20 protein-coding genes are annotated in these 25105 nt (G+C 63.3%); 15 read left to right on the top strand and 5 right to left on the bottom strand.

Annotation, left to right across the window (positions count from 1 at the left end; translation table 11 throughout):
• Positions 1 to 91 precede the first annotated feature (91 nt).
• Positions 92 to 1705 carry a CehA/McbA family metallohydrolase gene (locus tag AC0Z42_RS27330; protein ID WP_485471219.1) on the bottom strand — a complete coding sequence of 538 codons (1614 nt, stop codon included), beginning with the start codon at positions 1703 to 1705 and terminating at the stop codon, positions 92 to 94.
• Positions 1706 to 2026: 321 nt separating this feature from the next.
• On the opposite strand from AC0Z42_RS27330, the gene AC0Z42_RS27335 reads away from it, so the two are divergent.
• The 7 genes from AC0Z42_RS27335 (at position 2027) to AC0Z42_RS27365 (ending at position 13207) form a co-directional block, all read left to right on the top strand.
• Positions 2027 to 3319, top strand: coding sequence for an MFS transporter (locus AC0Z42_RS27335; protein ID WP_485471220.1), 1293 nt, complete (start codon positions 2027 to 2029; stop codon positions 3317 to 3319).
• A 10-nt stretch (positions 3320 to 3329) separates the two neighbouring features.
• Positions 3330 to 5882 (top strand): nitrite reductase large subunit NirB, encoded by a 2553-nt coding sequence (gene nirB, locus AC0Z42_RS27340; protein ID WP_485471221.1) that lies wholly within the window; start codon positions 3330 to 3332, stop codon positions 5880 to 5882.
• Positions 5883 to 5885: 3 nt separating this feature from the next.
• The gene (nirD, locus tag AC0Z42_RS27345) at positions 5886 to 6248 is read left to right on the top strand and encodes a nitrite reductase small subunit NirD (RefSeq protein WP_485471222.1); all 363 of its coding nucleotides are present in this window, start codon (positions 5886 to 5888) and stop codon (positions 6246 to 6248) included.
• Positions 6245 to 7471, top strand: coding sequence for an NAD(P)/FAD-dependent oxidoreductase (locus AC0Z42_RS27350; protein WP_485471253.1), 1227 nt, complete (start codon positions 6245 to 6247; stop codon positions 7469 to 7471). Before nirD ends, AC0Z42_RS27350 begins: the two co-directional genes overlap by 4 nt.
• 13 nt (positions 7472 to 7484) lie before the next feature.
• The gene (locus AC0Z42_RS27355) at positions 7485 to 10172 is read left to right on the top strand and encodes a molybdopterin-dependent oxidoreductase (protein ID WP_485471223.1); all 2688 of its coding nucleotides are present in this window, start codon (positions 7485 to 7487) and stop codon (positions 10170 to 10172) included.
• 303 nt (positions 10173 to 10475) lie between these two features.
• Positions 10476 to 11048 carry an adenylyl-sulfate kinase gene (cysC, locus tag AC0Z42_RS27360; RefSeq protein ID WP_485471254.1) on the top strand — a complete coding sequence of 191 codons (573 nt, stop codon included), beginning with the start codon at positions 10476 to 10478 and terminating at the stop codon, positions 11046 to 11048.
• Between the two features lie 143 nt (positions 11049 to 11191).
• The gene (locus AC0Z42_RS27365; RefSeq protein WP_485471224.1) at positions 11192 to 13207 is read left to right on the top strand and encodes a diguanylate cyclase domain-containing protein; all 2016 of its coding nucleotides are present in this window, start codon (positions 11192 to 11194) and stop codon (positions 13205 to 13207) included.
• Here AC0Z42_RS27365 and AC0Z42_RS27370 read toward each other — a convergent pair.
• Positions 13204 to 13719 carry a MarR family winged helix-turn-helix transcriptional regulator gene (locus AC0Z42_RS27370; protein ID WP_485471225.1) on the bottom strand — a complete coding sequence of 172 codons (516 nt, stop codon included), beginning with the start codon at positions 13717 to 13719 and terminating at the stop codon, positions 13204 to 13206. The genes AC0Z42_RS27365 and AC0Z42_RS27370 overlap by 4 nt on opposite strands.
• A gap of 321 nt (positions 13720 to 14040) precedes the next feature.
• Complete coding sequence (locus AC0Z42_RS27375) at positions 14041 to 14802, bottom strand: DeoR/GlpR family DNA-binding transcription regulator (RefSeq protein ID WP_308921906.1); 762 nt, start codon at positions 14800 to 14802, stop codon at positions 14041 to 14043.
• A gap of 165 nt (positions 14803 to 14967) precedes the next feature.
• Between AC0Z42_RS27375 and glpD the strand changes: the two genes are divergently transcribed.
• From glpD to glpK, 8 genes are all read left to right on the top strand, one after another.
• Positions 14968 to 16476 carry a glycerol-3-phosphate dehydrogenase gene (gene glpD, locus AC0Z42_RS27380; protein ID WP_485471226.1) on the top strand — a complete coding sequence of 503 codons (1509 nt, stop codon included), beginning with the start codon at positions 14968 to 14970 and terminating at the stop codon, positions 16474 to 16476.
• Between the two features lie 76 nt (positions 16477 to 16552).
• Positions 16553 to 17644: an ABC transporter ATP-binding protein gene (locus AC0Z42_RS27385; RefSeq protein ID WP_485471227.1), complete on the top strand. Its 1092-nt coding sequence runs from the start codon at positions 16553 to 16555 to the stop codon at positions 17642 to 17644.
• A gap of 1 nt (position 17645) precedes the next feature.
• On the top strand, positions 17646 to 18737 hold the full coding sequence (locus AC0Z42_RS27390) for an ABC transporter ATP-binding protein (RefSeq protein ID WP_485471228.1): 1092 nt from the start codon (positions 17646 to 17648) through the stop codon (positions 18735 to 18737).
• Positions 18738 to 19607: a carbohydrate ABC transporter permease gene (locus tag AC0Z42_RS27395; RefSeq protein ID WP_312440117.1), complete on the top strand. Its 870-nt coding sequence runs from the start codon at positions 18738 to 18740 to the stop codon at positions 19605 to 19607.
• On the top strand, positions 19604 to 20410 hold the full coding sequence (locus AC0Z42_RS27400; RefSeq protein ID WP_485471229.1) for a carbohydrate ABC transporter permease: 807 nt from the start codon (positions 19604 to 19606) through the stop codon (positions 20408 to 20410). Before AC0Z42_RS27395 ends, AC0Z42_RS27400 begins: the two co-directional genes overlap by 4 nt.
• A gap of 31 nt (positions 20411 to 20441) precedes the next feature.
• Complete coding sequence (locus tag AC0Z42_RS27405; RefSeq protein ID WP_065308916.1) at positions 20442 to 20717, top strand: DUF2160 domain-containing protein; 276 nt, start codon at positions 20442 to 20444, stop codon at positions 20715 to 20717.
• A 74-nt stretch (positions 20718 to 20791) separates the two neighbouring features.
• Positions 20792 to 22522, top strand: coding sequence for an ABC transporter substrate-binding protein (locus AC0Z42_RS27410; RefSeq protein ID WP_485471230.1), 1731 nt, complete (start codon positions 20792 to 20794; stop codon positions 22520 to 22522).
• Between the two features lie 76 nt (positions 22523 to 22598).
• Positions 22599 to 24092, top strand: a complete 1494-nt coding sequence (gene glpK / locus AC0Z42_RS27415) for a glycerol kinase GlpK (protein ID WP_485471231.1) — start codon at positions 22599 to 22601, stop codon at positions 24090 to 24092.
• Between the two features lies 1 nt (position 24093).
• Here the strand turns inward: glpK and AC0Z42_RS27420 are convergent, their stop codons facing one another.
• Positions 24094 to 24513, bottom strand: a complete 420-nt coding sequence (locus AC0Z42_RS27420; RefSeq protein WP_485471232.1) for a DUF1810 domain-containing protein — start codon at positions 24511 to 24513, stop codon at positions 24094 to 24096.
• 4 nt (positions 24514 to 24517) lie between these two features.
• The gene (locus tag AC0Z42_RS27425) at positions 24518 to 25033 is read right to left on the bottom strand and encodes a YdcF family protein (RefSeq protein WP_485471233.1); all 516 of its coding nucleotides are present in this window, start codon (positions 25031 to 25033) and stop codon (positions 24518 to 24520) included.
• Positions 25034 to 25105 lie beyond the last annotated feature (72 nt).

The raw sequence follows: 25105 nt of genomic DNA on the forward strand, positions 1-25105 counted from the left end.
TCCTTTTTAACAGGACTAGCAAAGCAGCTGGTCAATAGTTGCAGTAGAACACTGTTGACGTACGGTTTCAGTCTGCTGGCGCACATAGTTTTCAGGGCAGCTGGTTGACCCACACGGGCGCCGACCAGAGCAGGTTGCCGTCGTCCTGCGTTATGCGCGCGTAGTAGAAGTGGGGGCCGGGTGCAGGTGTCAGGCTGATGCTGGCCTGGTCCGACAGGGCCGTCACGCTGCCATTGGCGCCAGGTACTCCCTGGACAATGGCAATGGCTGCCGCCTGGCGCCCGCGCGTATTGCTGAAACTGACGGCCAGTTGCAAGGGGCCCTGGTTGTCGAAGCGCTCGCCCATCATCCTGCCGTTGGCGGTAAAGATCAGTTGACCATGCTTGTCCATGGTGGCAAACACGCGCCGCGCGCGCAGTGCCTCGAACAGGCTGTCGCGCGACAGGGCGGCGTCGCGGTCGATCAGGATGGCGGTGCGGTTGCCATAGGCGGCGCCCCAGTTGGCGCAGTGATTGTCCTGGTTGCTGCTGAAGGCGACATGGTAGCCGGCCGCCAGGGCCTGGTTGCAGGCCGCTTCGAAATTGCTGCGCCGGGTTTCCGTTTCCTGCTCGTTGGTGGAAAAAGCCGACGTATTCATCACCTCGCACAGCACCATGGCCGCGTCGCCATCGGGCGTGTAGCCGAGCGGCTGGCCGCCCACCAGGAACTGGCCCGAGCGCGCCGGGTGGTTGAACTGGCCCAGCCAGCCGCGCTCGCGCATCAGGGTGTACAGGCCGGCGTAATCGCCTTTCGGCGTGTCGATTTCGGCAAGCAGTTCGCCACGGCCATTTTTTTCCCAGCCCAGCAATTGCTCGCTGTTGAAGATATTCAGGTGGCCGCCCTTGTTGATCACGCCCCATTCCATGCCGTACAGGGCCAGGAAGCCGGGGTGGGCCGCGGTGTAAGCGGCCGCTTCGGCCAGGCCGGCGTGGTACAGCGCGATCGTATCGAACGGTTCGGCCGCCGCGTTGGTACCGTCGGAGCCGTCATACATATGGTTGTGCTCGGACGTCAGCAGCACGTCCAGCCCATGCTGTTGCGCATAGCGGTAGGCGTCCAGCGGGCCGTAGGGCGCTGATTGCGGCTCCTGCGCGCCCTTGCAGGCGTCCAGCGCGGCGCCGCCGTCGCTGTGGCGGGTCTGGCTGTGCAGGTTGGCATGGACGATGCGATAGGGGAAGGTGCTTCCCACCACTGGTGCGGACATGGCCGCCATGCGTGGCGCCGAGGGTGCGTCACGGTCGACGGCGATCTGCCATTGCTGCTCTACCGTGTCGTCGCCGCTGCTGGCCAGCAGGCTAAGCGAGTACAAGCCTGCCGGCGCGCGGCGCCGATCAACGCCGCGGCCATCCCAGTGCAGGCGCAGGATGGCGCTGCCGCCTTCCAGCACTTGCCGTCCCGACCAGCTGCGGCGCAGCAGCCCCTGTGCACCGGGACCAGACAGGTTCAAGCTCCAGTCGACGGCGTGCGCGCTGCCGCCATCGGGATGCTCCAGGCGAACCACAAAAGTGCGTGCCTGCGTGCGGCGCTGTGCCGGTGCCGCCCGGAATGGCGCTTCCACGGTCGCTTCCAGTTCGCTGTGTTCTTTCGGTTCGGCCGCCTGCGCGGGCAAGGAGATCAACACCAGCGCACAAGCCCAGCTTGCCACCATATACCGTCGCCCGGCCATGATTGCCTCCACAGGGATGACTTCGATAACGATTAGACAAGCTCTGCCATCTTTCGGTTCCGTGCATGCACCACGAAGTGGCAATGCTGCACCGCGATAAACCATGAGCGGGCGCAAACGGCCTGCATTTCAAGGGCTAGCCCTTGGTGAAAGCTGGCACGGCGTTTGCTAAAGGATAGATACGGATCAACGGCGATCCCCTGAACAAACAACGGTCCAACGACGGACCACCATGGACAACGGCGTCCGCTCAACTGATTTTGTGATCGGTGGGAGCGGGCGCCGTTTTTGTTTTTCTAACGGGATACTTCGGGAACCATCATGGCCAGCAAAGCTACCAGCATCACGCTCTTTTCCCTCGCCACGCCACCCATGCGCGCCTTCCACCTGACCTGGATGGCGTTCTTCGTCTGCTTTTTCGCCTGGTTCGCCTGCGCGCCGCTGATGCCCATCATCAAGGGCGAGTTTGGCCTGTCGCTGGCGCAAGTGGCCAATATCAATATCGCCGCCGTCGCCATCACCATCCTGGTACGCCTGATCGTCGGCCCCATGTGCGACCGCTACGGCCCGCGCAAGACCTATACCGGCTTGCTGCTGCTGGGCGCGATTCCCGTGCTGGGCGTGGCCGCTTCGCAAAGCTATGAAAGCTTCCTGTTCTTCCGCCTCGGCATCGGCGCGGTGGGCGCCAGTTTCGTGATCACCCAGTACCACACCTCGGTAATGTTCGCGCCGCGCGTGGTCGGCACGGCCAATGCGGCCGCCGCCGGCTGGGGCAATGCAGGCGGCGGTGCGGCGCAGGCGCTGATGCCGCTGATGTTGGGCGCACTGGTGATGCTGGGCGTGTCCGAATCGATGGGCTGGCGCGTAGCGCTGCTGGTGCCGGGCGTGCTGATGCTGGTGATGGCGGCCCTCTACTGGCGCTTTACGCAAGACTGCCCGCAAGGCAATTACTCCGACATGCGCAAGGCCGGCATCGCCATCGAAGGCGGCAAAAAGGGCGGGTGGGCCAGCTTCAAGGCCGCCAGCGCCAACTACCGCGTGTGGCTGCTGTTCGTCACCTATGGCGCCTGCTTCGGCATCGAGATCTTTATCCATAATATCGCCGCCGTCTACTACGTCGACCATTTCGGCCTGTCGCTCAAATCCGCCGGCCTGGCCGCCGGCAGCTTTGGCCTGCTGGCGCTGTTTGCCCGCGCCCTGGGCGGCTGGATGTCCGACAAGCTGGCGCTGCGCGGCAACCTGAACAGCCGCGTCACCCTGCTGTTCATGCTGATGATCGGCGAAGGCGTCGGCCTGCTGTGGTTTGCCAAGGTCGACAGCGTCACCTGGGCCGTGATTGCCATGCTGGTGTTCGGCCTGTTCACGCACATGGCTTGCGGCGCCACCTACGCGCTGGTGCCATTTATCGACAGCAAGGCGCTGGGCGGCGTGGCCGGGATTATCGGCGCCGGCGGCAATGTCGGTGCGGTGGCGGCCGGTTTCCTGATGAAGGGCACGGGCGACATCCGCCAGACATTGATCATCCTGAGCGTGCTGGTGGTGGTGTCGGCCCTGTGTGCGATCGCGGTGCGTTTTACCACCAGCGCGGCCGAATCGAAGATGGCTGCGGCCTGAGGAGAACAGCATGAATCACCCCCTGAAAATCGTCGTCCTCGGCCATGGCATGGTCGGGCATAAATTCCTCGAACGCCTCGCACTGGAAAACAATACGCGCCTGTCCGTGACGGTGCTGTGCGAAGAGCCGCGCCCGGCATACGATCGCGTGCACCTGTCCGAGTTTTTCAGTGGCAAATCGGCGCAAGACCTGTCGCTGGTGGCGCCCGGCTTTTTCGACCAGGGCAACGTGGCCTTGAAGCTCAATGCCCGCGCCATCGCGGTCGACCGGGCGGCAAAAACCGTCACCGTCAGCACCGGCGAGATCCTGGCCTACGACAAGCTGGTATTTGCCACCGGGTCGACGCCGTTCGTGCCGCCGCTGCCCGGCAAGGACCGGGACGGCTGCTTCGTCTACCGCACCATCGAAGACCTGGAAGCCATGCTGGCCTGGGGCGACAAGTCGAAAACCGGCGTGGTGATCGGCGGCGGGCTTTTGGGTCTGGAATGCGCGAAAGCGCTGCGCGACCTGAAACTCGACACCCACGTGGTGGAATTTGCGCCGCGCCTGATGGCGGTGCAGGTCGACGAAGGCGGCGCGCGCGTGTTGCGCCGCAAGATCGAAGAGCTGGGCGTGACCGTCCATACGCAAAAGAACACGCTGGCCATCGTCGACGGCGAAGCCGCCACGCACCGCATGCAGTTTGCCGACGGCAGCCACCTGGAAGCGGACATGATCGTGTTTTCGGCCGGCATCCGCCCGCGTGACGAACTGGCGCGCGCCTGCGGCCTGGAAGTGGGGCCGCGCGGCGGCATCGCCATCGATGACAGCTGCGTTACTTCCGACCCCGACATCTACGCCATCGGCGAGTGCGCGCTGTGGGGCGGGCTGATATTCGGCCTGGTGGCGCCCGGCTACGAAATGGCCCGCATCGCGGCGCGTCATGTGCTGCAGGAAGAGGGCGAAGCGTCGTTCAAGGGTGCCGACATGAGCACCAAGCTGAAACTGATGGGCGTGGACGTGGCCAGTCTGGGCGACCCGCACGGCAATGCGCCGGGCAGCCGTTCCTACCAGTTCATGGACGAGCGCAAGCAGATCTACAAGAAAATCGTCGTCTCCGACTGCGGCAAATACCTGCTGGGCGGCGTGATGGTGGGCGACGCCAGCGAATACGGCACCTTGCTGCAGATGATGCTCAACAAGATCGAGCTGCCCGAGTCGCCCGAGTTTTTGATCTTGCCGCAGGCCGATGGCCAGCAAAAGGTGGGTCTCGGTGTCGACGCCTTGCCCGATGGCGCGCAGATCTGCTCGTGCAATGATGTTTCAAAAGGTGCGCTGTGCGCGGCGGTGGCCGATGGCGCCACTACCATAGCCGCATTGAAATCCTGCACGAAGGCGGGGACGGCCTGCGGTGGCTGCGTGCCACTGGTAACGCAGATCATGAAGGCGGAAATGAAGAAGCAGGGCATGGCGGTCAACAACCATGTCTGCGAACATTTTGCCTATACGCGCCAGGAGCTGCACCATTTGGTGCGGGTCGGCAAGATTCGCAGCTTCGGCGCGCTGCTCGAAGCGCACGGCCGTGGCCTCGGTTGCGACGTGTGCAAACCACTGGCGGCCAATATCCTGGCCTCTTGCTGGAACGATTTCGTGCTCACGCCGGTCCACGCCAGCCTGCAGGACAGCAACGACTACTTCCTTGGCAATATCCAGAAAGACGGCACGTATTCGGTGGTGCCGCGCATGGCCGGTGGCGAAGTGACGGCCGATGGCCTGATCGCGGTCGGCACGGTGGCGAAAAAATACGGCCTGTACACCAAGATCACGGGCGGCCAGCGGGTCGACCTGTTCGGCGCGCGCGTCGATCAACTGCCAGCGATCTGGGAAGAGCTGATCGCCGCCGGGTTCGAATCGGGCCACGCCTACGGCAAATCGCTGCGCACGGTCAAATCGTGCGTCGGCTCGACCTGGTGCCGCTACGGCGTGGCCGACAGCGTGGGCTTTGCAATTGAACTGGAAAACCGCTACAAGGGCCTGCGCACGCCGCACAAGATCAAGTTCGGTGTCTCTGGCTGCACCCGCGAATGCGCCGAAGCGCAAGGCAAGGACATCGGCCTGATCGCCACCGAAAAAGGCTGGAACCTGTACGTGTGCGGCAATGGCGGCATGAAGCCGCGCCATGCCGAACTGATTGCCTCCGACCTCGACGAAGCCACGCTGGTGCGCTATGTCGACCGCTTTTTGATGTTCTACGTGCGCACGGCCGACCGCCTGCAGCGCACCAGCGTGTGGCGCGACAACCTCGAAGGCGGCCTCGATTACCTGAAACGCGTGATCATCGACGACAGCCTGGGCCTGGCGCTTGAGCTGGAAGCGGACATGCAGCACGTGGTCGACACCTATGCGTGCGAGTGGAAAGCCGCCGTCAGCGACCCGGCCGTGCGCCAGCGTTTCCGCCATTTCGTCAACAGCGACAAGAACGATGAAAACGTGGTGTTTGTCGAAGAACGGGGCCAGATCCGTCCCGCCACCGAACTTGAACGCCGCAGTACCGTGATCCCCATCCTTGCCGTGGAGGCTTGATTCATGAACGCGATTAACGAACTTTCCGGCATCAGCGCCGACAACTGGATGGCCATCTGCCAGCTCGACGATATCGTGCCCGACACCGGCGTCTGCGCGCTGTTAAAAGGCCGGCATGTGGCCGTGTTTCGTGTCGGCGACGCCAGTCCGAAGATTTTCGCCATCGATAATGTCGACCCGAATGCGGGCGCCTCGGTGCTGTCGCGCGGCCTGGTGGGCAGCCTGGGGGAGCGCATCGTGGTCGCCTCGCCGATCTACAAGCAGCATTTCGACCTGCACACGGGTGAGTGCATCGAAGCGCCCGAGTATTCGGTGGCCGCCTGGCCGACGCGCGTGTTTGGCGGCATGGTGTGGGTGGCACTGTGAACCCGGCCAAACGACCATCGCTGGTGGTGGTCGGCAACGGCATGGCCGGCATGCGCACGGTGGAAGAGCTGCTGAAACTGGCGCCGGATTTGTACGACATTACGGTGTTCGGCGCCGAGCCGCACGGCAATTACAACCGCATCTTGCTCTCGCCGGTGCTGGCCGGCGAAAAGACGGTGGACGACATCATGCTGCATACGCGCGAGTGGTATGCGCAGAACGGCATCACCCTGCACGCGGGCGACCCGGTGGTGCGCATCGACCGCAAGGCGCGCACGGTACACGCGCTGTCCGGCATCAATGTGAGCTATGACCGGCTGCTGCTGGCGACCGGCTCGACGCCGTTCATCGTGCCAGTGCCCGGCCATGAACTGCCTGGCGTGATCGGCTTTCGCGATATCGACGACGTCGACACCATGCTGCGCGCGGCGCGCGAACACCGCCACGCGGTGGTGATCGGCGGCGGCCTGCTGGGCCTCGAAGCGGCCAACGGCCTGCAGCGCCAGGGCATGGACGTCACCGTGGTGCACATGAGCGGCAGCCTGATGAACCAGCAGCTCGACGCACCGGCCTCGATGCTGCTGAAAACGGCGCTGGAGGCACGGGGCCTGCGCTTTTTGATGCAGGCGCAGACCGCCGAAATTCTCGGCACCGAGCGCGTGCAGGGCGTGCGCTTTCTCGACGGCAGCAGTATTCCGGCCGACCTGGTGGTAATGACGGCCGGCGTGCGGCCCAATATCGCGCTGGCGAAAGAGGCCGGCCTGCACTGCGAGCGCGCCATCGTCGTCGACGACTGCCTGCAAAGCTATGATCCGCGCGTGTATGCGGTCGGCGAATGCGTGCAGCACCGGCGCGCCACCTTCGGCCTGGTGGCACCGATCTGGGAGCAGGCGCGCGTCTGCGGCGCCCACCTGGCCGGCGCCGGCCATCGCCGCTATGTGCAGCAGGCCAGCGCCACAAAACTGAAAGTGACCGGCATCGACCTGTATTCGGCCGGCGACATTATCGGCGGCGAAGGCAGCGAAGACCTGGTGCTGCGCGACCCGCGCCGCGGCGTCTACAAGCGCCTGGTGGTGCAGGGCAACCGCCTGGCCGGCGCCGTGCTGTATGGCGAGGTGCAGGACGGCCCGTGGTATTTCGACCTGATACAGAAGCGCAGCGACATCAGCCGCCTGCGCTCGCACCTTTTGTTTGGCCAGGCCTTGTGCGACCTGGCTGCCTGACTGGAAAGCTCCCATGACGACCTGCACGCCCGTGAAAACCACTTGCCCTTATTGCGGCGTCGGCTGCGGCGTCGAAGCGACGCGCCTGCCCGATGGCGCGATCCGCATCGCCGGCGACGCCAAGCATCCGGCCAACCTGGGGCGGCTGTGCGTGAAAGGCTCGGCCCTGGGCGACACCGTCAGTCTCGACGACCGCTTGCTGTACCCACAGCTGCGCCAGGACGGCGCGTTGGCGCCGGTGTCCTGGGATGATGCGCTCGATAAAGTCGCCGGCGGCCTGCGTGCGATTATCGACGAACACGGTCCCGATGCGGTGGCATTGTATGTCTCGGGCCAGTTGCTGACGGAAGACTATTACATCGCCAACAAGCTGATGAAAGGCTATGTCGGCAGCGCCAATATCGACACCAATTCTCGCCTGTGCATGTCGTCGGCGGTGGCTGGCCACAAGCGCGCGTTCGGCGAAGACATCGTGCCGGGCTGCTACGAGGACCTGGAACTGGCCGACATGGTGGTGCTGGTCGGTTCGAACACGGCCTGGTGCCATCCGATTCTGTTCCAGCGCATCGCGCGCCTCAAGGAAAGCCGGCCGAATCTGAAACTGGTGGTGATCGACCCGCGCCGCACCGCCACCTGCGAACTGGCCGACCTGCACCTGCCCGTCAAACCGGGCACCGACGTGTGGCTGTTCAACGGCCTGCTGTGTTACTTGGCGAGAGAGGGCGTGATCGCCGATGATTTCGTCACGCGCCACAGCGTTGGCCTGGACGAGGCGCTGGCCGCTGCCCATGTCGACTGCGCCGACCCCTTGCAAGTGGCGAAGATCTGCAAGGTCGACCCGCAGGCGCTGCTCGGTTTTTACCGCGATTTTGCCGCCACGCGCAAGGTCGTCACGGCGTTTTCGCAGGGCGTGAACCAGTCCTCGAGCGGTACCGACAAGGTCAACAGCATCATCAACTGCCACCTTGCGACCGGGCGCATCGGCCAGCCGGGCATGGGGCCATTTTCGCTGACAGGCCAGCCCAACGCCATGGGCGGGCGCGAAGTGGGCGGCCTGGCAAACATGCTGGCGGCCCACCTGGACCTGGACAAACCGGCGCACCGCGAGGCCGTGCAGACGTTCTGGGATTCGCCGCGCATCGCGGATAAGCCCGGCCTGAAAGCGGTCGAGCTGTTCCAGGCGATCGAGGCGGGTACCGTGAAAGCGGTGTGGATTATCGCCACCAATCCGCTGGTCAGCATGCCCGACGCCGACCAGGTGCGCCGCGCGCTGGACAAATGCGAACTGGTGGTGGTGTCCGACATCAGCGCGCAAGCCGATACCAACAGCTATGCCGACGTGCTGCTGCCGGCCCTGGGCTGGGGTGAAAAAGACGGCACGGTGACCAATTCCGAGCGCCGCATCTCGCGCCAGCGCGCCTTTTTGCCGGCGCCGGGCGAAGCACGCGCCGACTGGCAGGTACTGTGCCAGGTGGCCACGCGCATGGGCTACGAGGGCTTCGATTTCACGGCGCCGCAAGCGATTTTCAATGAACACGCGCGCCTCTCCACCTATCGCAACGAGGGCGAGACGGCGCGCCTGTTCAATCTGTCGCACCTGGCGGCGCTCGACGCCGAACAGTACGATGCTTTGCTGCCGCAGCAATGGCCGCACAATCAGCCACGCTTGTTCGGCGACGGCCGCTTTGCGCATGCCGATGGTCGCGCGCGCTTTATTGCCACCGCGCCGCGCGCGCCGCAGAACCTGCCGGACGAGGACTTTCCGCTGGTGCTCAATACCGGGCGCGTGCGCGACCAGTGGCATACCATGACGCGCACCGGCAAGGCGGCGCGCTTGTCCGGCCATATCGCCGAATCGTTCATCGACATCCACCCGCAGGATGCGCTGCTGTACAGCGTGCGCGAAGGCGAGCTGGCGCGCATTTCCAGCCGCTGGGGCGCGATGGTGGCGCGCGTGGTGCATGGCGGCGGTATCGCGCGCGGCCAGGTGTTTGTGCCGATCCACTGGAGCGACGCCAATGCGTCCGACGCGAGGGTCGGCGCCGTCGTCAACCCGGTGGTCGATCCGGTCTCGGGCGAACCGGAATTCAAGCATACGCCGATTTGCATCGAGCAGTTCCGCGTGCACTGGCATGCGTTTGTATTGAGCCGCACGCCCTTGAATCTGGACGGCGTGGCGCACTGGACGCGGGTGCAGGGCGAGCAGTTCCTGCGCTACGAACTGGCCGGGCGCAATCGCCTCGACGACCTGGCCGGCTGGGCGCGCGGCTTGCTGGGCGTGAGCGATAGCGACGCCGACTGGCTCGATTATGCCGACGCCAGCGCCGGCGTGTATCGCGCGGTGCACCTGGTCGATGGCCGCATCGCGCAATGTGTGTATGTGTCGCCACGGCCGGACCTGCCGTCGCGCGCCTGGCTGGCCGGCCTGTTTGCGCATGATCAGCTCGACGCGCTTGATCGCGCCGGCGTGCTGCTGGGCCAGCCGATCGTCAAGGGCATGGATGCCGGCGCCACCGTGTGTTCGTGCTTTGGCGTGGGCCGCAATACCATCTGCGACGCGATCCGCAAGGACAATTTGACGACCGCCGCGCAGGTAACCGCCTGCGTGAAAGCGGGAGGCAATTGCGGTTCCTGCGTGCCGGAGATACGCCAGCTGATTGCGGTAGTGGCGGCCGAAGCGCTGGCCGAGCGCGCTGCATAGGCTGTAATGCCGTTCAGTTAAGCTGTCCGACGCATGTCAATGCGTAAGGCTTACAAACGTAAAAATGGCGGGCCGGAGACGCGCGTCTGAGAAAATGCCGATGGCGGCGTTGCAGCTCCTCGCCGTACATGCGTACTGTCTTCGTCGCTGCGCCTTGCCCTCGACATTTTTCAGCCTCGCTTGGCCCGGTGGGCCTGTGCGGGCGACTGGGGTTTTAATCCGTTTTGCAGGTTTGCCGGGAGCGTAGGAACACTAACTGAACGGCACTACGGCGTAGGCTGTCTTTTTTGTTCGTGCTTTGTTATATTTCCTGTCACGACAGGAGAGCACATGAAGCAAGCACAAAGCAGGGCGGCCACGGTCTGGCTGACGGGGTTGAGCGGCGCCGGCAAAACCAGCATTGCCGAGGCGCTGGCGCGGCGCCTGAAGGCCGACGGGCGCCCGGTTGTCGTGCTCGATGGCGATCTGCTGCGCCATGGCCTGAACCGCGACCTGGGCTTTACGCCGCAGGACCGGCACGAAAATATCCGCCGCACGGCCGAAGTGGCGTGCCTGATGAATGATGCGGGGCTGGTGGTGATCGCGGCCCTGATTTCGCCCAACCGCGCCGACCGCGCCATGGCGGCGGCCATTATCGGCGACGCCCAGTTTATCGAGGTGCACGTCAGCACGCCGGTGCAGGTGTGCGAGGCGCGCGACCCCAAGGGCCTGTATGCGCGCGCCCGCGCCGGCCAGATCCCGCAATTCACGGGCGTCTCTGCCCCCTACGAAGCGCCGCTGGCGCCGGCCCTGACGCTCGATACCCAGAGCCAGGCGCTGGAAGACTCGGCTGGCCAGTTGTACCGTCACCTGCTGGCGCATGCGACACTGTTGTAAGTCCGCCCGTGTTGCGCGTAGGCATGGACAATTTGGTATCATATCGTAAAGCAATATTATTTTTTGCCTGCCGGCGCATGCGCCAGGACTGGCGACGACGATAGCAGGGGCGCAGCGCCAGGAAGTCCCGGACCCCTGATTCCATGAGAACGAGACTACGCAAGAGCATCGGCAACATCCTGCCCGCCAGCCTGAAGGCGCGCATGAGCGTGGTGGTCTTCCTGCTGGTGCTGGGCGCCGTCGCGCTGCTGGCGCTGGCCACGCTGGCGGTGGCCGAACGCGACATGCGCGGCGTGACGGGCCAGCAGCAATATGCCTCGCTGGCCAGCGCCGCCGTGTTCATCGATGAAGAGCTGGCCGCCAAGCGCAATGTGCTGCGCGTGATGGCCGACAGCCTGGCCGCGCAGGACCTGCCCGACCAGGCTGGCCTGCAGCGCTTCCTGTCCGCCCAGACGATGCTGGGCAAGGAGTTTTTCACGGCCGGACTGGTCGATCTCGACGGCCGCGTGCTGGCCAGCCTGGGCCCGGTCAAGCCGCGCACCGGCACGACGGTCAGGGACCGGCCGTATTTCACGCAGACACTGGAACAGAAGCGCTCGGTCATTTCCGAGCCGCTGCAAGGCAGCATCTCCGGCATGCCCATCGTTGTCGTCACCCAGCCCGTATTCAACGCGCAGGGTCAGGTGCGCCTGGTGCTGGCGGCCAGCGTCAACTTGCGCCAGCCCGATTTCCTGGGCCGCCTCGATACGCTCAAGCCGGGACCTGGCGGTCATCTGTACATCATGACGGAACAGGGCATCGTCATCGAGCATCCCGACAAGACGCTGATCATGCGCCATATCGGCGCGCTCTGCCCGCCCAGCGTGCCGACGCGCAGCGCAATGCAGGGCTTCCAGGGGGCGATGGCGGGCAAGACCAGCAATGGCGACGACGCCCTGTTTGCCTACCACCGCATCGCCAGCACCGGCTGGATACTGGCCTCGGTCTACCCTACGCGCGAGGCCTTCGCGCCGCTGCGCGCCATCCGCAGCAAGATCTTGCTTGCGGCGCTGCTGCTGGCGGCGCTGGCGGGCCTGGCGGGCTGGCGCGTGGTGCTGCGCCTGCTGCGTCCGCTGGAACGCCTGCGCAGCCAGGTGCACCAGATTCGCCGCCACCGGCTTGGCATCGAGGCGCTGCAGATTGAAAGGCGCGACGAGATCGGCGACTTGAGCCGCGATTTCTACACCCTGGTGGCCGAACGCGAACTGGCCGAGACGCAGACGCGCGACAGCGAACGGCGTTTGAAACTGCTGACCGACCATGTGCCGGTGGTGATCGTGTATATCGACCGCGAACACCGCTACCAGTTCATCAACGCCACGTTTGAAAAATGGTTCGGCGTCTCGGCCGAGGAGGGCATGAGGCGCCCGATCAGCGAAGTGCTGGGGGTAGCGGCTTACCGGCTGCGCGAGCAGTACCTGCGGCGCGCATTCGCCGGCGAAGAGGTCGAGTATGAATTCACGGTCGAGGACGAGCGCCACGGCTACGCTGGCGACGGCCGCGCCTTCCAGGCCAGCTATGTGCCCGACATCGATGAGCATGGCGTGGTGATCGGCGTGTATGGGCTGATCCATGAAATCACCAAGGTCAAGGCGGCGCACTCGGCGCTGCGCTTCGCCGCCGCCACCGACACCCTGACCGGCATCGCCAACCGGCGCCGTTTCGACGAGCACCTGGCGCAAAGCCTGGCGCGCACGCAGGCGGCGGGCGCGCCGATGGCGCTGGCCTATCTCGATATCGACCGCTTCAAGGCGATCAACGACAGCCTGGGCCACCAGGCCGGCGACGAAGTGCTGAAGGAATTTGCCCAGCGATTGCTGCGCAGCGTGCGCGCGACCGACCTGGTGGCGCGCCTGGCCGGTGACGAGTTCGTGATTATCTTCGAAGGGGTGAAAAGTGCGGCCGAAGTGCGCCAGATCGGCGCCAAGATCGTTGCCGCCATCCGTGTGCCGTTCGCGCTGGCCAGCGGCCCGCTCAGTGTCACCACCAGCATCGGCATCGCCGTCTGCCGCGAAGGCGGGCTGACGCCGGAGCAGTTGCTGCACCTGGCGGACCAGGCGCTGTACCAGGCCAAGGGCCAGGGCCGCGATGGGATGGCCCTGCTGGACGCTGCCGCCTAGTTGAGCGGGTCGCTTTTGAGCTGGTGCGTGCGCGCCACTTCCTTCATCGCCACCAGCAGGTTTTCGCGCAATTCCGGCGGCAGCTGGCCGAAGAATTCTTCGTCGTTCTGGTCGGCCATGTCGGCCAGCACCGGCACCAGTGCTTCGCCTTCGGTGGTCAGTTCGATCGAGTGCTGGCGGCGGTCGGCCAGCAGGATCGATTTGCTGACCATGCCCTTGCCTTCCAGGCGGTCGATCAGTTTCGAGACGGCGCCCTTGCTCATGCCGGCCACTTGCGCCAGCACGGTAGGAGAGGTGCAACCGAGGCGGAACATTTCGCGCAGCACCACCCACTCGGACACCGTCACGCCATTGGCTTCGGCTTTTTTCTGGAAACTGTGCGACACATGGTTGGAAACAAAACGCAGCCAGTAGCCCAGGTGGGCTTCCAGTTCGCTGACGCTGGCGGCGTTGGCGGCGTTGCTGGCGCTGACGGCGGGCGGCATGGTGGCCGATTCGATATTGTGGTTCATCTGTTTTCCTTCACTGGGCGGCATCGGGCAGGGTCGGGGCGCTTGCGGACGAGTGCGTTGTTGTCGGTATGCGTACGGAAGAAGGCGCTTTTGCGTATCGGCAAGGCGCTGCTTCACCAGTTTTTCAGCCTTCCGCCAGCGGCGCGATCAACAATATTAATCACGCAATAGTATTGCCAAAGAGGAAGATTAAAAAACCAACTCATGTTGCCTCAATGGTAACAGGAATTTTTTGAGCTTTGCTAACTATTTCACAGTGTTAAGTGAGATTGTCCACACATGGCGGCATTGCACCGCCACTTTTCCGTCCCGCCCAGGAAATCAGCCAGCCACCACCAGCTTGACGGCCGCGTCGCGCAGCACCTGGGCAAACAGCGCCGGCGGCGGCGCATCGGTAAACAGCATGTCGACCTGGGCCAGGTCGGCCAGGCGTACCAGGGCCTTGCGGCCGAACTTGTGCTGATCGGCCACCAGCCATACTTCACGCGATTGCTCGATGATCGCTTGCGCCACCTTCACTTCGCGCGCATCGAAGTCGCGCAGGCTGCCGTCTTCATCGATGCTGGAAATGCCGATGATGCCGATATCGACCTTGAACTGGCGGATAAAGTCGATGGTGGCTTCGCCAACGATGCCACGGTCGCGTCCGCGCACCACGCCGCCGGCAACGATCACTTCGCAGCCGGGGTTGTCGGCCAGGATGGCGGCCACGTTGAGGTTGTTGGTCACCACGTGCAAGCCCGTGTGCTGGCCGAGCGCGCGCGCCACCTCCTCGGTGGTGGTGCCGATATTGATCAGGAGCGAACAGCCATGCGGCACCTGCAGCGCGACGGCGGCAGCGATGCGGCGCTTGGCCTCGCTGTTGAGCACCTGGCGCTGGCTGTAATCGATGTTCTCCACCGACGAGGGCAGGCCGACGCCGCCGTGGTAACGCGCCAGCAGGCGCGCTTCCTCCATCTGCTTGACGTCGCGGCGCACGGTCTGCGGCGTCACTTTCAATTGCTGGGCCAGTTCTTCAACCGAGACGGTCAGGTGCTGGCGCACGGCGTCGAGCAGGCTGCGCTGGCGGGGATTGAGGATCATGATGCATTCTTTCTTATAATCGAACAGAAACGAACAAATAGTGATGAAAATATGTTGCCATGAGTTCGTATTCTGGCGTAATCTTATTCATCTGGCATATGAATTATATCGTTATTGATTACTACGAATGGAGTTTTGATGGTGGCAGCACAGGCAGACACAATCATGGAATGCGATCTGCTGGTCGTTGGCGGCGGCATCAATGGCGCCGGGATCGCACGCGATGCGGCGGGGCGTGGCCTGTCGGTGGTGCTGTGTGAAAAGGATGACCTCGCATCGCACACCTCGTCGGCCTCGACCAAGTTGATCCATGGCGGCCTGCGCTACCTGGAATATTACGAGTTCGGCCTGGTGCGCAAGGCCCTGATCGAGCGCGAAGTGCTGCTGCGCTCGGCGCCACACATCATGTGGCCGCTGCGTTTCGTGATGCCGCATGCCGAGGGCCAGCGCCCGGCCTGGCTGATACGCGCCGGCCTGTTTCTTTACGATATGCTGGCCAAACGCGAATTGCTGCCGGCGTCCGCCAGCATCAACTTGCAAAACCATCCGGCCGGCAAACCATTGAAGCCGCAGTTCAAGCGTGGCTTTGTGTATTCCGACGGCTGGGTCGACGACGCCCGCCTGGTGCTGCTCAACGCCATGGACGCGAAAGAGAAGGGCGCCACGGTTCTCACGCGCACGCGCTGCACCAGCCTGGCTCGCGAGGCCGATCACTGGCTGGCCAGCCTGCAGCGCAGCGATGGCGGCACGCTGCAAGTGCGCGCGCGCAGCGTGGTCAACGCCACCGGCCCATGGACGGCCGACTTCCTGCGCCAGGCCGCGCCCACCGCGCAAGGGCGCAATCTGCGCCTGATCAAGGGCAGCCATATCGTCGTCAAGCGGCTGTTCGAGCATGATCACGCGTATATCTTCCAGCACCATGACGGGCGCATCGTGTTTGCGATTCCCTACGAACAGGATTTCACCCTGATCGGCACCACCGATCTCGATTACCAGGGCGATAGCGGCAAAGTGGCGATCGACGATGCGGAAATTAGTTACTTATGCGAACTTTCCAGTTACTATTTCAGCAAGCCCATCGTGCCTGTCGACGTGGTCTGGACTTACTCGGGCGTGCGTCCGCTGGTCGAAGACGCCTCGGCCCAGGCGAAGGCCGTGACGCGCGACTACCGCTTCGAGCTGGACCGTGAAGGCGCGCCGCTGCTGAGTATTTTCGGCGGCAAGATCACCACCTTCCGCAAGCTGGCCGAGGAAGCGGTCGACCTGCTGGCACCCTTGCTGGAAGCCAGACAAGGACCCTGGACCGCGCAAGCCTGTTTGCCGGGCGGCGACGTGACCGGCAAGTTGCCTGACAACCGTGCGGTCAGCGGCTTTGGCGACTTTATTGCTGGCTTGCAGCGGCAATACGGCTGGCTGCCGGCGCCGCTGGTGGCGCGTTACGCACGGGCCTATGGCACGCGCATCCATGCGCTGCTGGAAGGGCGGGCCAGAGTGGAACAGATGGGCGAGGAAGTGGCCAGCGGGCTGTACGCGGCCGAGATCGATTATTTGCGGCGCCATGAATGGGCCACCGGCGCGGCCGACATCTTGTGGCGGCGCTCCAAGCTGGGCTTGCATTTGCCGGTCGGTACGGAACAGTTGCTCGATGCCTGGCTGGAGACGCATCCCATGTAGACCTGTGTAGCAGAAGCAAGCGGCAAACGACCATGCCCCGTCAGAGGGTGCGGCGACCATACCTGGAGGAGAAGACGTGCAACTTGACTTGAGCGAGATCAGCAAGCAGCAGGGTGCTGACACTTATTTGTATCCGATGTCGCTGGCGCTGGTGCCGGGCGCCATCAATGTACTGCTGGGCACCACGCGTGCCGGCAAGACCACCCTGATGCGCGTGATGGCGGGCCTGGACAAGCCCACCGCCGGCAAGGTGGTGGCCGATGGGGTCGACGTGACGGGCGTGCCGGTCAGTCGACGCAACCTGGCCATGGTCTACCAGCAATTCATCAATTATCCCGCGTTTTCCGTCTACGACAATATGGCCTCGCCCTTGCGCCTGCGCAAGGAGCCCGAAGCGCAGATCCGCAGCAAGGTGCTGGCGCTGGCCGAACGCCTGCATATCACGCCCTACCTGGAACGCCGGCCCGGCGAACTGTCGGGCGGCCAGCAGCAGCGCACGGCGCTGGGCCGCGCGCTGATCAAGGATGCGTCCCTGCTGCTGCTCGATGAGCCGCTGGTCAATCTCGACTACAAGCTGCGCGAGGAATTGCGGCGCGAACTGACGGAACTGTTTTCCAGCGGCAGCACCACCGTGGTCTACGCCACCACCGAGCCGCTCGAAGCGCTGCAACTGGGTGGCCATGTGGCCGTGCTGCACGAAGGCCGTTTGCTGCAGCAGGGCCGCACGCTCGATGTCTTCAATGCGCCCAACAGCATCGCCGTGGCGCGCACCTTCAGCGATCCGCCGATCAACCTGATCGAAGCGCAGCTCGATGCCAACGGCGTGGCGCAGGGTGCCGATGGCCTGGCAATTCCCTTGAGCCCACAGCAACTGGCATCCCTGGCCGGCCAGCGGCAAATCACCCTTGGCGTACGCGCCCACAGCCTGCATCTGGCGCCACAGTCGCCGCTTGACCTGGCGATCGCGGCGCAGGTCGACCTGGCCGAAATCAGCGGCTCGGAAACCTATGTCCACGCGCGGCGCGGGGCGCTGTCGCTGGTGGCGCAACTGGGCGGCGTGCACAACCTCGATATCGGCAGCGATTGCACCGTGTATTGCCAGCCGCAATCGTTGTTCATCTTCGGCGCCGATGGCGCCCTGTTGTTCGCTCCGCAGGGAGGGGCTTGAGATGGCGCGCATCGAACTGGTTGACCTGGCGCACGCCTACAAACCGAACCCTTCCGCGCCCACCGACTATGCACTGCGTCCGATGAGCATGAGCTGGCAGGATGGCGGCGCCTATGCCTTGCTGGGGCCGTCCGGCTGCGGCAAGACCACCTTGCTCAATATTATTTCCGGCCTGGTGAAACCCTCGCATGGCAAGGTGTTGTTTGACGGCAAGGACGTGACCCAATTGCCCACCGAAGCAAGGAATATCGCGCAGGTGTTCCAGTTTCCCGTCATCTACGACACCATGACCGTGCACGACAATCTGGCGTTCCCGCTGCGCAATCGCGGCTGGAAGGAAGCGGACGTGAAAAAACGCGTGCAGCAGGTGGCGCAGATGCTGGAACTGTCCGGCGACCTGAAAATGCGCGCGAGCGGCCTGTCGGTCGATGCCAAGCAAAAGATTTCGCTGGGCCGCGGCCTGGTGCGCCCCGACGTGGCAGCGGTGCTGTTCGACGAGCCGCTGACGGTAATCGATCCGCACCTGAAATGGCTGCTGCGCAGGAAACTCAAGGAAATCCACCACGAACTGAAACTCTCCCTGATCTACGTCACCCACGACCAGGTCGAAGCGCTGACCTTTGCCGACCAGGTGGTGGTGATGACGCAAGGCGAAGTGGTGCAGACGGGCAGTGCGCAGGCGCTGTTCGAAGCGCCCGAGCATACGTTTGTCGGCTACTTTATCGGCAACCCGGGCATGAATTTGCTGGAATGCAGCGTAGAGGATGGCCAGGCGCGCATCGCTGGCCAGTCCCTGGCCCTGTCGGAGCCAGCGCGCGCGGCCCTGCTTGGTGCGCAAGGCAAGATCACCCTGGGCGTGCGGCCCGAATTTGTCGAATGCATCGCTGCGGGCCAGGCTGGCGACGATAGCCTGGCCGCCACCGTATTGGCCGTGCGCAATATGGGCACGCACTACCTGGCCGAATTCCAGCTGGGCGCGGTAACGGTGGCGGCGAAATTGCGCGCCATCGACGCTGCCGCAGGCCAGTCCGTGCGGCTGCGCTTTCCGCGCGAGCGCACCTTGTACTACCTCAACGACAAACGGGTGGCCTGAATGAAGACCGATAACAACCGCGCTTGGTTTTTGATCCTGCCCGTGCTGCTGTGCGTGGCGTTTTCCGCGATTTTGCCGTTGATGACGGTGATTAATTATTCCGTGCAGGATATTTTGAGCCCGACGCAAAAAGTCTTTGTCGGCACCGAATGGTTCCGCATGGTCATGCTCGATGGCGACCTGCACAGCGCCTTGCTGCGCCAGCTGCTGTTCTCCGGTTCGGTGCTGGCGATCCAGATTCCGCTGGGCATATTGATTGCCCTGTGCATGCCGGCCGATGGCTGGAAGGCCTCGCTCGCGCTGGTGTTGATCGCGCTGCCGCTATTGATCCCCTGGAACGTGGTCGGTACCATCTGGCAGATCTTCGGCCGTGGCGATATCGGCCTGATGGGCTATACACTCAATTCGCTGGGCATCAACTACAACTACAACGGCAATTCGCTTGACGCCTGGCTGACCGTGATGGTGATGGATATCTGGCACTGGACGCCGCTGGTGGCCTTGCTGTGCTATGCGGGTCTGCGCGCGATTCCCGACGCCTATTATCAGGCGGCGCGCATCGATGGCGCCTCGCGCCTGGCCGTGTTCCGCTATATCCAACTGCCGAAACTGCGCAATGTCCTGATGATCGCCGTGTTGCTGCGCTTTATGGACAGCTTCATGATCTATACGGAACCGTTCGTGCTGACCGGCGGCGGGCCGGGCAATGCCACTACCTTCTTGTCGCAATACCTGACGCAAAAAGCCGTGGGGCAGTTCGACCTGGGACCGGCCTCGGCCTTCTCGCTGATTTACTTCCTGATCATCCTGCTGTTCTGCTTCGTGCTGTACACCTGGATGCAACGCGTTGGCACGGGAGACCAGAAATGATGCAGCATAAACTCAAGAGCCTGGTACTGGTCGCCTTTCTGTTCGCTTCCATGCTGCCGATCTACTGGATGCTGAACATGTCCTTGAAAACCAACGAGGAAATCGTTGGCGTGCTGAGCCTGTGGCCGCAGCAACTGACGTTCTCCAACTACCACACCATCTTTACCGACCCATCGTGGTACAGCGGCTATATCAATTCGATGATCTATGTGGCGCTGAACATGGTGCTGTCGGTCACCGTCGCCTTGCCGGCCGCGTATGCTTTTTCGCGGTACAACTTTGTCGGCGACAAGCACTTGTTTTTCTGGCTGCTGACCAACCGCATGACGCCGCCGGCCGTGTTCCTGGTGCCGTTCTTCCAGCTGTACTCGACCGTGGGCCTGATGGACACCCATTTGGCCGTGGCGCTCGCGCACATGGTGTTCAACGTGCCGCTGGCCGTATGGATACTGGAGGGCTTCATGTCGGGCGTGCCGAAGGAAATCGACGAGACGGCGTATATCGACGGCTACAGCTTTCCGCGCTTCTTTATCCGGATATTCCTGCCGATGATCAAGTCGGGCGTGGGCGTGACGGCTTTCTTTTGCTTCATGTTCAGCTGGGTGGAACTGCTGCTGGCGCGCACCTTGACGTCAGTCAACGCCAAGCCGATCGCTGCCACCATGACGCGCACGGTGTCGGCGGCCGGCATGGACTGGGGCGTGTTGGCGGCCGCCGGTGTGCTGACCATCGTGCCCGGCGCGCTGGTGATCTGGTTCGTGCGCCATTACATCGCCAAGGGCTTTGCCATGGGAAGGGTCTGAGATGGAAAACAATAGCGACAGCACAACCAGCCTGTTCGGCTGGATGGCGTGGACGCCGGAAGTGGCGGTGTTCTTTATTTGCATAGGCTTGATGCTGGCCGGCATGACGATCTGGCAGATTCGTTCACCGAGCATCGAACGAAAAGGTTTTTTGCCGATGCCGACCACGCGCGGCGACCGCCTGTTTGTCGGCTTGCTGGCGGCGGCCTATGTCAACCTGGCCTGGGCCGGTTTTACTGAATTTCAACAAACGATAGGAGCGGCGATCAGTTTTGTACTGTTGTTGGTAGTAATGCGTTGGGGATAAGTCGTAGAAGTAGTCGTAGATAAAGGCGCTGGCTGGTGCGACCGGCCGGATGACAACTATAAAGGAGAATCACGATGAAATTGCAGTTTACGGTAGTTGCGGCGGCAGCCGCGCTGTTGATGTCGGGCGCGGCGCTGGCCGACGTCAAACAGGCGCAAACCTGGATCGACAAGGAATTCCAGCCGTCGAGCCTGAGCAAGCAGCAGCAGATGGAGGAAATGAAATGGTTTATCGACGCCGCCGCCAAGCTCAAAGCCAAAGGCATCAAGGAAATTTCCGTGGTGTCGGAAACCATCGACACCCACGTCTACGAATCGAAGACGCTGGCCAAGGCGTTCGAGGAAATCACCGGCATCAAGGTGCGCCACGACATCATCCAGGAAGGCGATGTAGTGGAAAAGCTGCAAACGTCCATGCAGTCCGGCAAGAGCATCTATGACGGCTGGATCTCCGACTCCGACCTGATCGGCACCCACTACCGCTATGGCGCGGTCGAACCGCTGTCCGACTATATGGCGGCCAAGGGCAAGGAATTTACCAATCCGGGCCTCGACCTGAAGGACTTTATCGGCATCAGTTTTACCACCGCGCCGGACGGCAAGGTGTATCAGTTGCCCGACCAGCAGTTCGCCAACCTGTACTGGTTCCGCGCCGACTGGTTCGCGCGCAAGGACCTGCAGGCCAAGTTCAAGGCCAAGTACGGCTATGAGCTGGGCGTGCCGCAGAACTGGTCCGCCTATGAAGACATCGCCGAATTCTTTACCAATGACGTGAAAGAAATCGACGGCAAGAAGGTGTATGGCCACATGGATTACGGCAAGAAAGATCCGTCGCTGGGCTGGCGCTTTACCGATGCCTGGCTGTCGATGGCTGGCGCTGCCGACAAGGGCATTCCAAACGGCATGCCGATCGATGAATGGGGCATCAAGGTGGCAGCCGACAAGTGCACGCCGGTCGGCGCCTCGATGTCGCGCGGCGGCGCCACCAATTCGCCGGCGGCCGTGTTTGCGCTGACCAAATATATCGACTGGATGAAGAAATACGCGCCGCCGCAGGCGAACGGCATGAATTTCTCCGAGTCCGGCCCGGTGCCGGCCCAAGGTGAAATTGCCCAGCAGATCTTCTGGTACACGGCCTTTACGGCCGGCATGGTGAAACCGGGCTTGCCGGTGGTAAACAAGGACGGCACGCCGAAATGGCGCATGGCGCCGTCGCCGCATGGCCCGTACTGGAAGGACGGCATGCAGAACGGCTACCAGGACGTCGGTTCCTGGTTCCTGTTCAAGTCGACGCCGGACGACCGCAAGGCCGCCGCCTGGCTGTACGCGCAGTTCGTCACGTCGAAAACGGTGTCGCTGAAAAAATCCATCGTTGGCGTGACCTTCATTCGTGATTCCGATATTCGCCACGAGTATTTCACCAAGCATGCCAATGAATACGGTGGCCTGGTCGAGTTCTACCGCAGCCCGGCCCGCGTGGCCTGGACGCCGACCGGCAACAATGTGCCCGATTATCCGAAGCTGGCGCAGCTGTGGTGGAAGAACGTCGCCACCGCGATTACCGGCGAAAAATCGCCGCAGGCCGCAATGGACAACCTGGCCGAGGAAATGGACCAGGTCATGGCGCGCCTGCAGCGCGCTGGCATGAAGGCCTGCGCGCCGAAGCTGAACGCCAAGGGCGACCCGAACCAGTATCTGTCGGACCAGCACGCGCCGTGGAAGAAGCTGGCCAATGAAAAACCAAAAGGAGAGACCATCGCCTACGATAAATTGCTGCAAGCCTGGAAGGAAGGCAAGGTAAGGTAAACTGCCGCGCTGTCATGAGGGCGCAAGCACACGCTGCTTGCGCCTGTTTTTACCGGTTTTTTTGTAGTAGCAGACAATGACTAAATACATACTCGCTTTAGACCAGGGCACCACCAGTTCGCGCGCCATCCTGTTTGACCATGCCGGCCATCTGCATGCCTGCGCCCAGGGTGAATTCCGGCAGATTTTTCCGCAGCCGGGCTGGGTAGAACACGACGCGAACGAGATCTGGGAATCGCAGCTGAACGCGATGCACCAGGTCATGCGCGACAGCGGCGTGGCCGCGACTGACGTGGCCGCCATCGGCGTGGCCAACCAGCGCGAAACCACCGTGCTGTGGGACCGCGCCACGGGCCAGCCGGTAGCCAACGCCATCGTCTGGCAGGACCGCCGCAACGCCGCTTTCTGCGAGCAATTGCTGGCAGAAGGCAAGGCCGGACTGATCCAGCAAAAGACCGGGCTGGTGCTGGACGCGTATTTTTCCGCCACCAAACTCAAATGGCTGCTCGACAACGTGCCCGGCGCGCGCGCGCGGGCCGAACGCGGCGAGCTGGCTTTCGGCACGGTCGACAGCTGGCTGATCTGGAAGCTCTCCGGTGCCCACCTGACCGACACCAGCAACGCCTCGCGCACCATGCTGTTCAATATCCATACCCTGCAATGGGATGCGGACCTGCTGGCGCTGCTCGATATTCCCGCCTCGTTGCTGCCGCAGGTGGTGCCGTCGAGCGGCGTGGCCGTGCACACGCATGCCGAGCTGCTGGGCGTGTCCTTGCCGATCGCCGGCATCGCCGGTGACCAGCAGGCAGCCACCTTTGGCCAGGCCTGTCTGAAGTCGGGCATGGCGAAAAATACCTATGGCACCGGCTGCTTCATGCTGATGAATGTCGGCAAGAAGCCGCTGCCATCGAAAAACCGTTTGCTGAGCACGGTTGGCTGGCGCCTCGGTGACGGCCCTGACAGTACCGATTACCTGCTTGAAGGCAGCGCGTTTGTTGCCGGTGCCGCCGTGCAATGGATGCGCGACGGCCTGGGCATCATCCAGCATTCCTCCGAAGTCGAAGCGCTGGCCACCAGCGTGCCCGACACCGGCGGCCTGGTCTTCGTGCCGGCGTTTGCCGGCCTGGGTGCGCCGTACTGGGACCCGTATGCGCGCGGCACCCTGATCGGCATCACGCGCGGCACCGGCAAGGCGCATATCGCGCGCGCGGCGCTCGAGGGCGTGGCATACCAGAACGTCGACGTGCTGTCGGCGATGCGCGATGACGCCGGCATTGCGCTCAGTGAGTTGCGCGTCGACGGCGGCGCGGCCCGCAACGACATGCTGATGCAGTTCCAGTCCGATATTCTGAACGTGCCGGTGGTGCGGCCCGTGGTGACGGAAACCACGGCGCTGGGCGCGGCCTACCTGGCCGGCCTGGCCGTGGATTTCTGGAGTTCGCTCGATGAAATCGCGTCACAATGGCGGGTGGCGCGCCGGTTCGAGCCGAAAATGGCCGATGACGAGCGCTTGACGCGCCTGCACAAATGGCAACGTGCGGTCGAGCGTTCGCGCGACTGGAGCGAGTGAGTCAAAGCAGTTCGAGCGTGGCCGGGTCGCGCTGGCCATTGAAATACCGCGCCAGGCAGGCGTTAAACAGCGGCTGCCCGGGCGCGGCCTGCGCAAACAAGGTCAGCGACGAATGCAGTTTCAGATCATCGGGATAGCCGAAAATCTGGCTGGCCGTGCGGCCTTCGGTGGCCGCCAATATCCGGCAACATTCTTCCAGCCGCTCGCCCAGCAGCGGATGCGCCAGGTAGGCCTGCGCTTCGTCGATGCCGGACAGCGCAAAGCGGCGCGCCGTATCGCTGCGGCCAAGGCCGGCTATTTGCGGAAAGATGTACCACATCCAGTGCGTGCGCTTGTGGCCGGCCCGCAGTTCGGCGCGCGCCGTTTCGTACATGGCTTGCTGCGCATCGATAAAGCGTTGCAAATCAAATAGCTGCGTCATGCCATCATCCCCTGAAGTAATACAGCAGATAAGCCACGGTTTCGCGCGGAATCGAGTACAGGTCGCGCAGTTCAACGTAGCGCGCATGCGCGTGGCCGGCCACGTCCACGCCCTGGCGCGCCATTGCCAGTTCGAAGCGCGGCACATGGAAATACTGTGTGGCAACGATAGCCGTGGTTTGCCCCTGCGCACGCAGATACGCCGCCGCGTTGGCGGCAGTCGCGCCCGTGGTCCAGCCCTGATTGTCCTCGATAATGGCAGCCGCTGGCACGCCCTTGCGCCGCAGATAGGCCGCCATCGACGCCGCTTCATCAAAGCCTTCCTTGCCCGTACCGCCACTGACGAAGATGCGCGGCGCGCGGCCTTCCCTGAACAGCCTGATGGCCGCATCGAGCCTCGCTTGCAGACGCGGACTTGGCGTGCCGTCAGGCGCGATCGTATTGCCTGGCACTACGATCAGCTGGGCCTGGCCCGGCTTGTCGTTGAGTCCTGCCACGACGAGGGCGATGGACGCCAGCATGAAAGCCCCGAGGGCAAGAAGGACAAGGCGATTGATGAATCTGAGCATGGATGGTCGGCAAGGGTGAGGATA

The sequence above is a fragment of the Janthinobacterium sp. 1L-D-8-B-C4 genome (genome assembly GCF_057291295.1).

Excerpts from the sequence above, each read along its gene's own strand:
- AC0Z42_RS27330 (WP_485471219.1), bottom strand. The coding sequence starts at position 1,705 with ATGGCCGGGCGACGGTATATGGTGGCAAGCTGGGCTTGTGCGCTGGTG.
- AC0Z42_RS27335 (WP_485471220.1), top strand. The coding sequence starts at position 2,027 with ATGGCCAGCAAAGCTACCAGCATCACGCTCTTTTCCCTCGCCACGCCA.
- nirB (WP_485471221.1), top strand. The coding sequence starts at position 3,330 with ATGAATCACCCCCTGAAAATCGTCGTCCTCGGCCATGGCATGGTCGGG.
- nirD (WP_485471222.1), top strand. The coding sequence starts at position 5,886 with ATGAACGCGATTAACGAACTTTCCGGCATCAGCGCCGACAACTGGATG.
- AC0Z42_RS27355 (WP_485471223.1), top strand. The coding sequence starts at position 7,485 with ATGACGACCTGCACGCCCGTGAAAACCACTTGCCCTTATTGCGGCGTC.
- AC0Z42_RS27365 (WP_485471224.1), top strand. The coding sequence starts at position 11,192 with ATGAGAACGAGACTACGCAAGAGCATCGGCAACATCCTGCCCGCCAGC.
- AC0Z42_RS27370 (WP_485471225.1), bottom strand. The coding sequence starts at position 13,719 with ATGAACCACAATATCGAATCGGCCACCATGCCGCCCGCCGTCAGCGCC.
- AC0Z42_RS27375 (WP_308921906.1), bottom strand. The coding sequence starts at position 14,802 with ATGATCCTCAATCCCCGCCAGCGCAGCCTGCTCGACGCCGTGCGCCAG.
- glpD (WP_485471226.1), top strand. The coding sequence starts at position 14,968 with ATGGAATGCGATCTGCTGGTCGTTGGCGGCGGCATCAATGGCGCCGGG.
- AC0Z42_RS27390 (WP_485471228.1), top strand. The coding sequence starts at position 17,646 with ATGGCGCGCATCGAACTGGTTGACCTGGCGCACGCCTACAAACCGAAC.
- AC0Z42_RS27395 (WP_312440117.1), top strand. The coding sequence starts at position 18,738 with ATGAAGACCGATAACAACCGCGCTTGGTTTTTGATCCTGCCCGTGCTG.
- AC0Z42_RS27400 (WP_485471229.1), top strand. The coding sequence starts at position 19,604 with ATGATGCAGCATAAACTCAAGAGCCTGGTACTGGTCGCCTTTCTGTTC.
- AC0Z42_RS27410 (WP_485471230.1), top strand. The coding sequence starts at position 20,792 with ATGAAATTGCAGTTTACGGTAGTTGCGGCGGCAGCCGCGCTGTTGATG.
- glpK (WP_485471231.1), top strand. The coding sequence starts at position 22,599 with ATGACTAAATACATACTCGCTTTAGACCAGGGCACCACCAGTTCGCGC.
- AC0Z42_RS27420 (WP_485471232.1), bottom strand. The coding sequence starts at position 24,513 with ATGACGCAGCTATTTGATTTGCAACGCTTTATCGATGCGCAGCAAGCC.
- AC0Z42_RS27425 (WP_485471233.1), bottom strand. The coding sequence starts at position 25,033 with ATGCTGGCGTCCATCGCCCTCGTCGTGGCAGGACTCAACGACAAGCCG.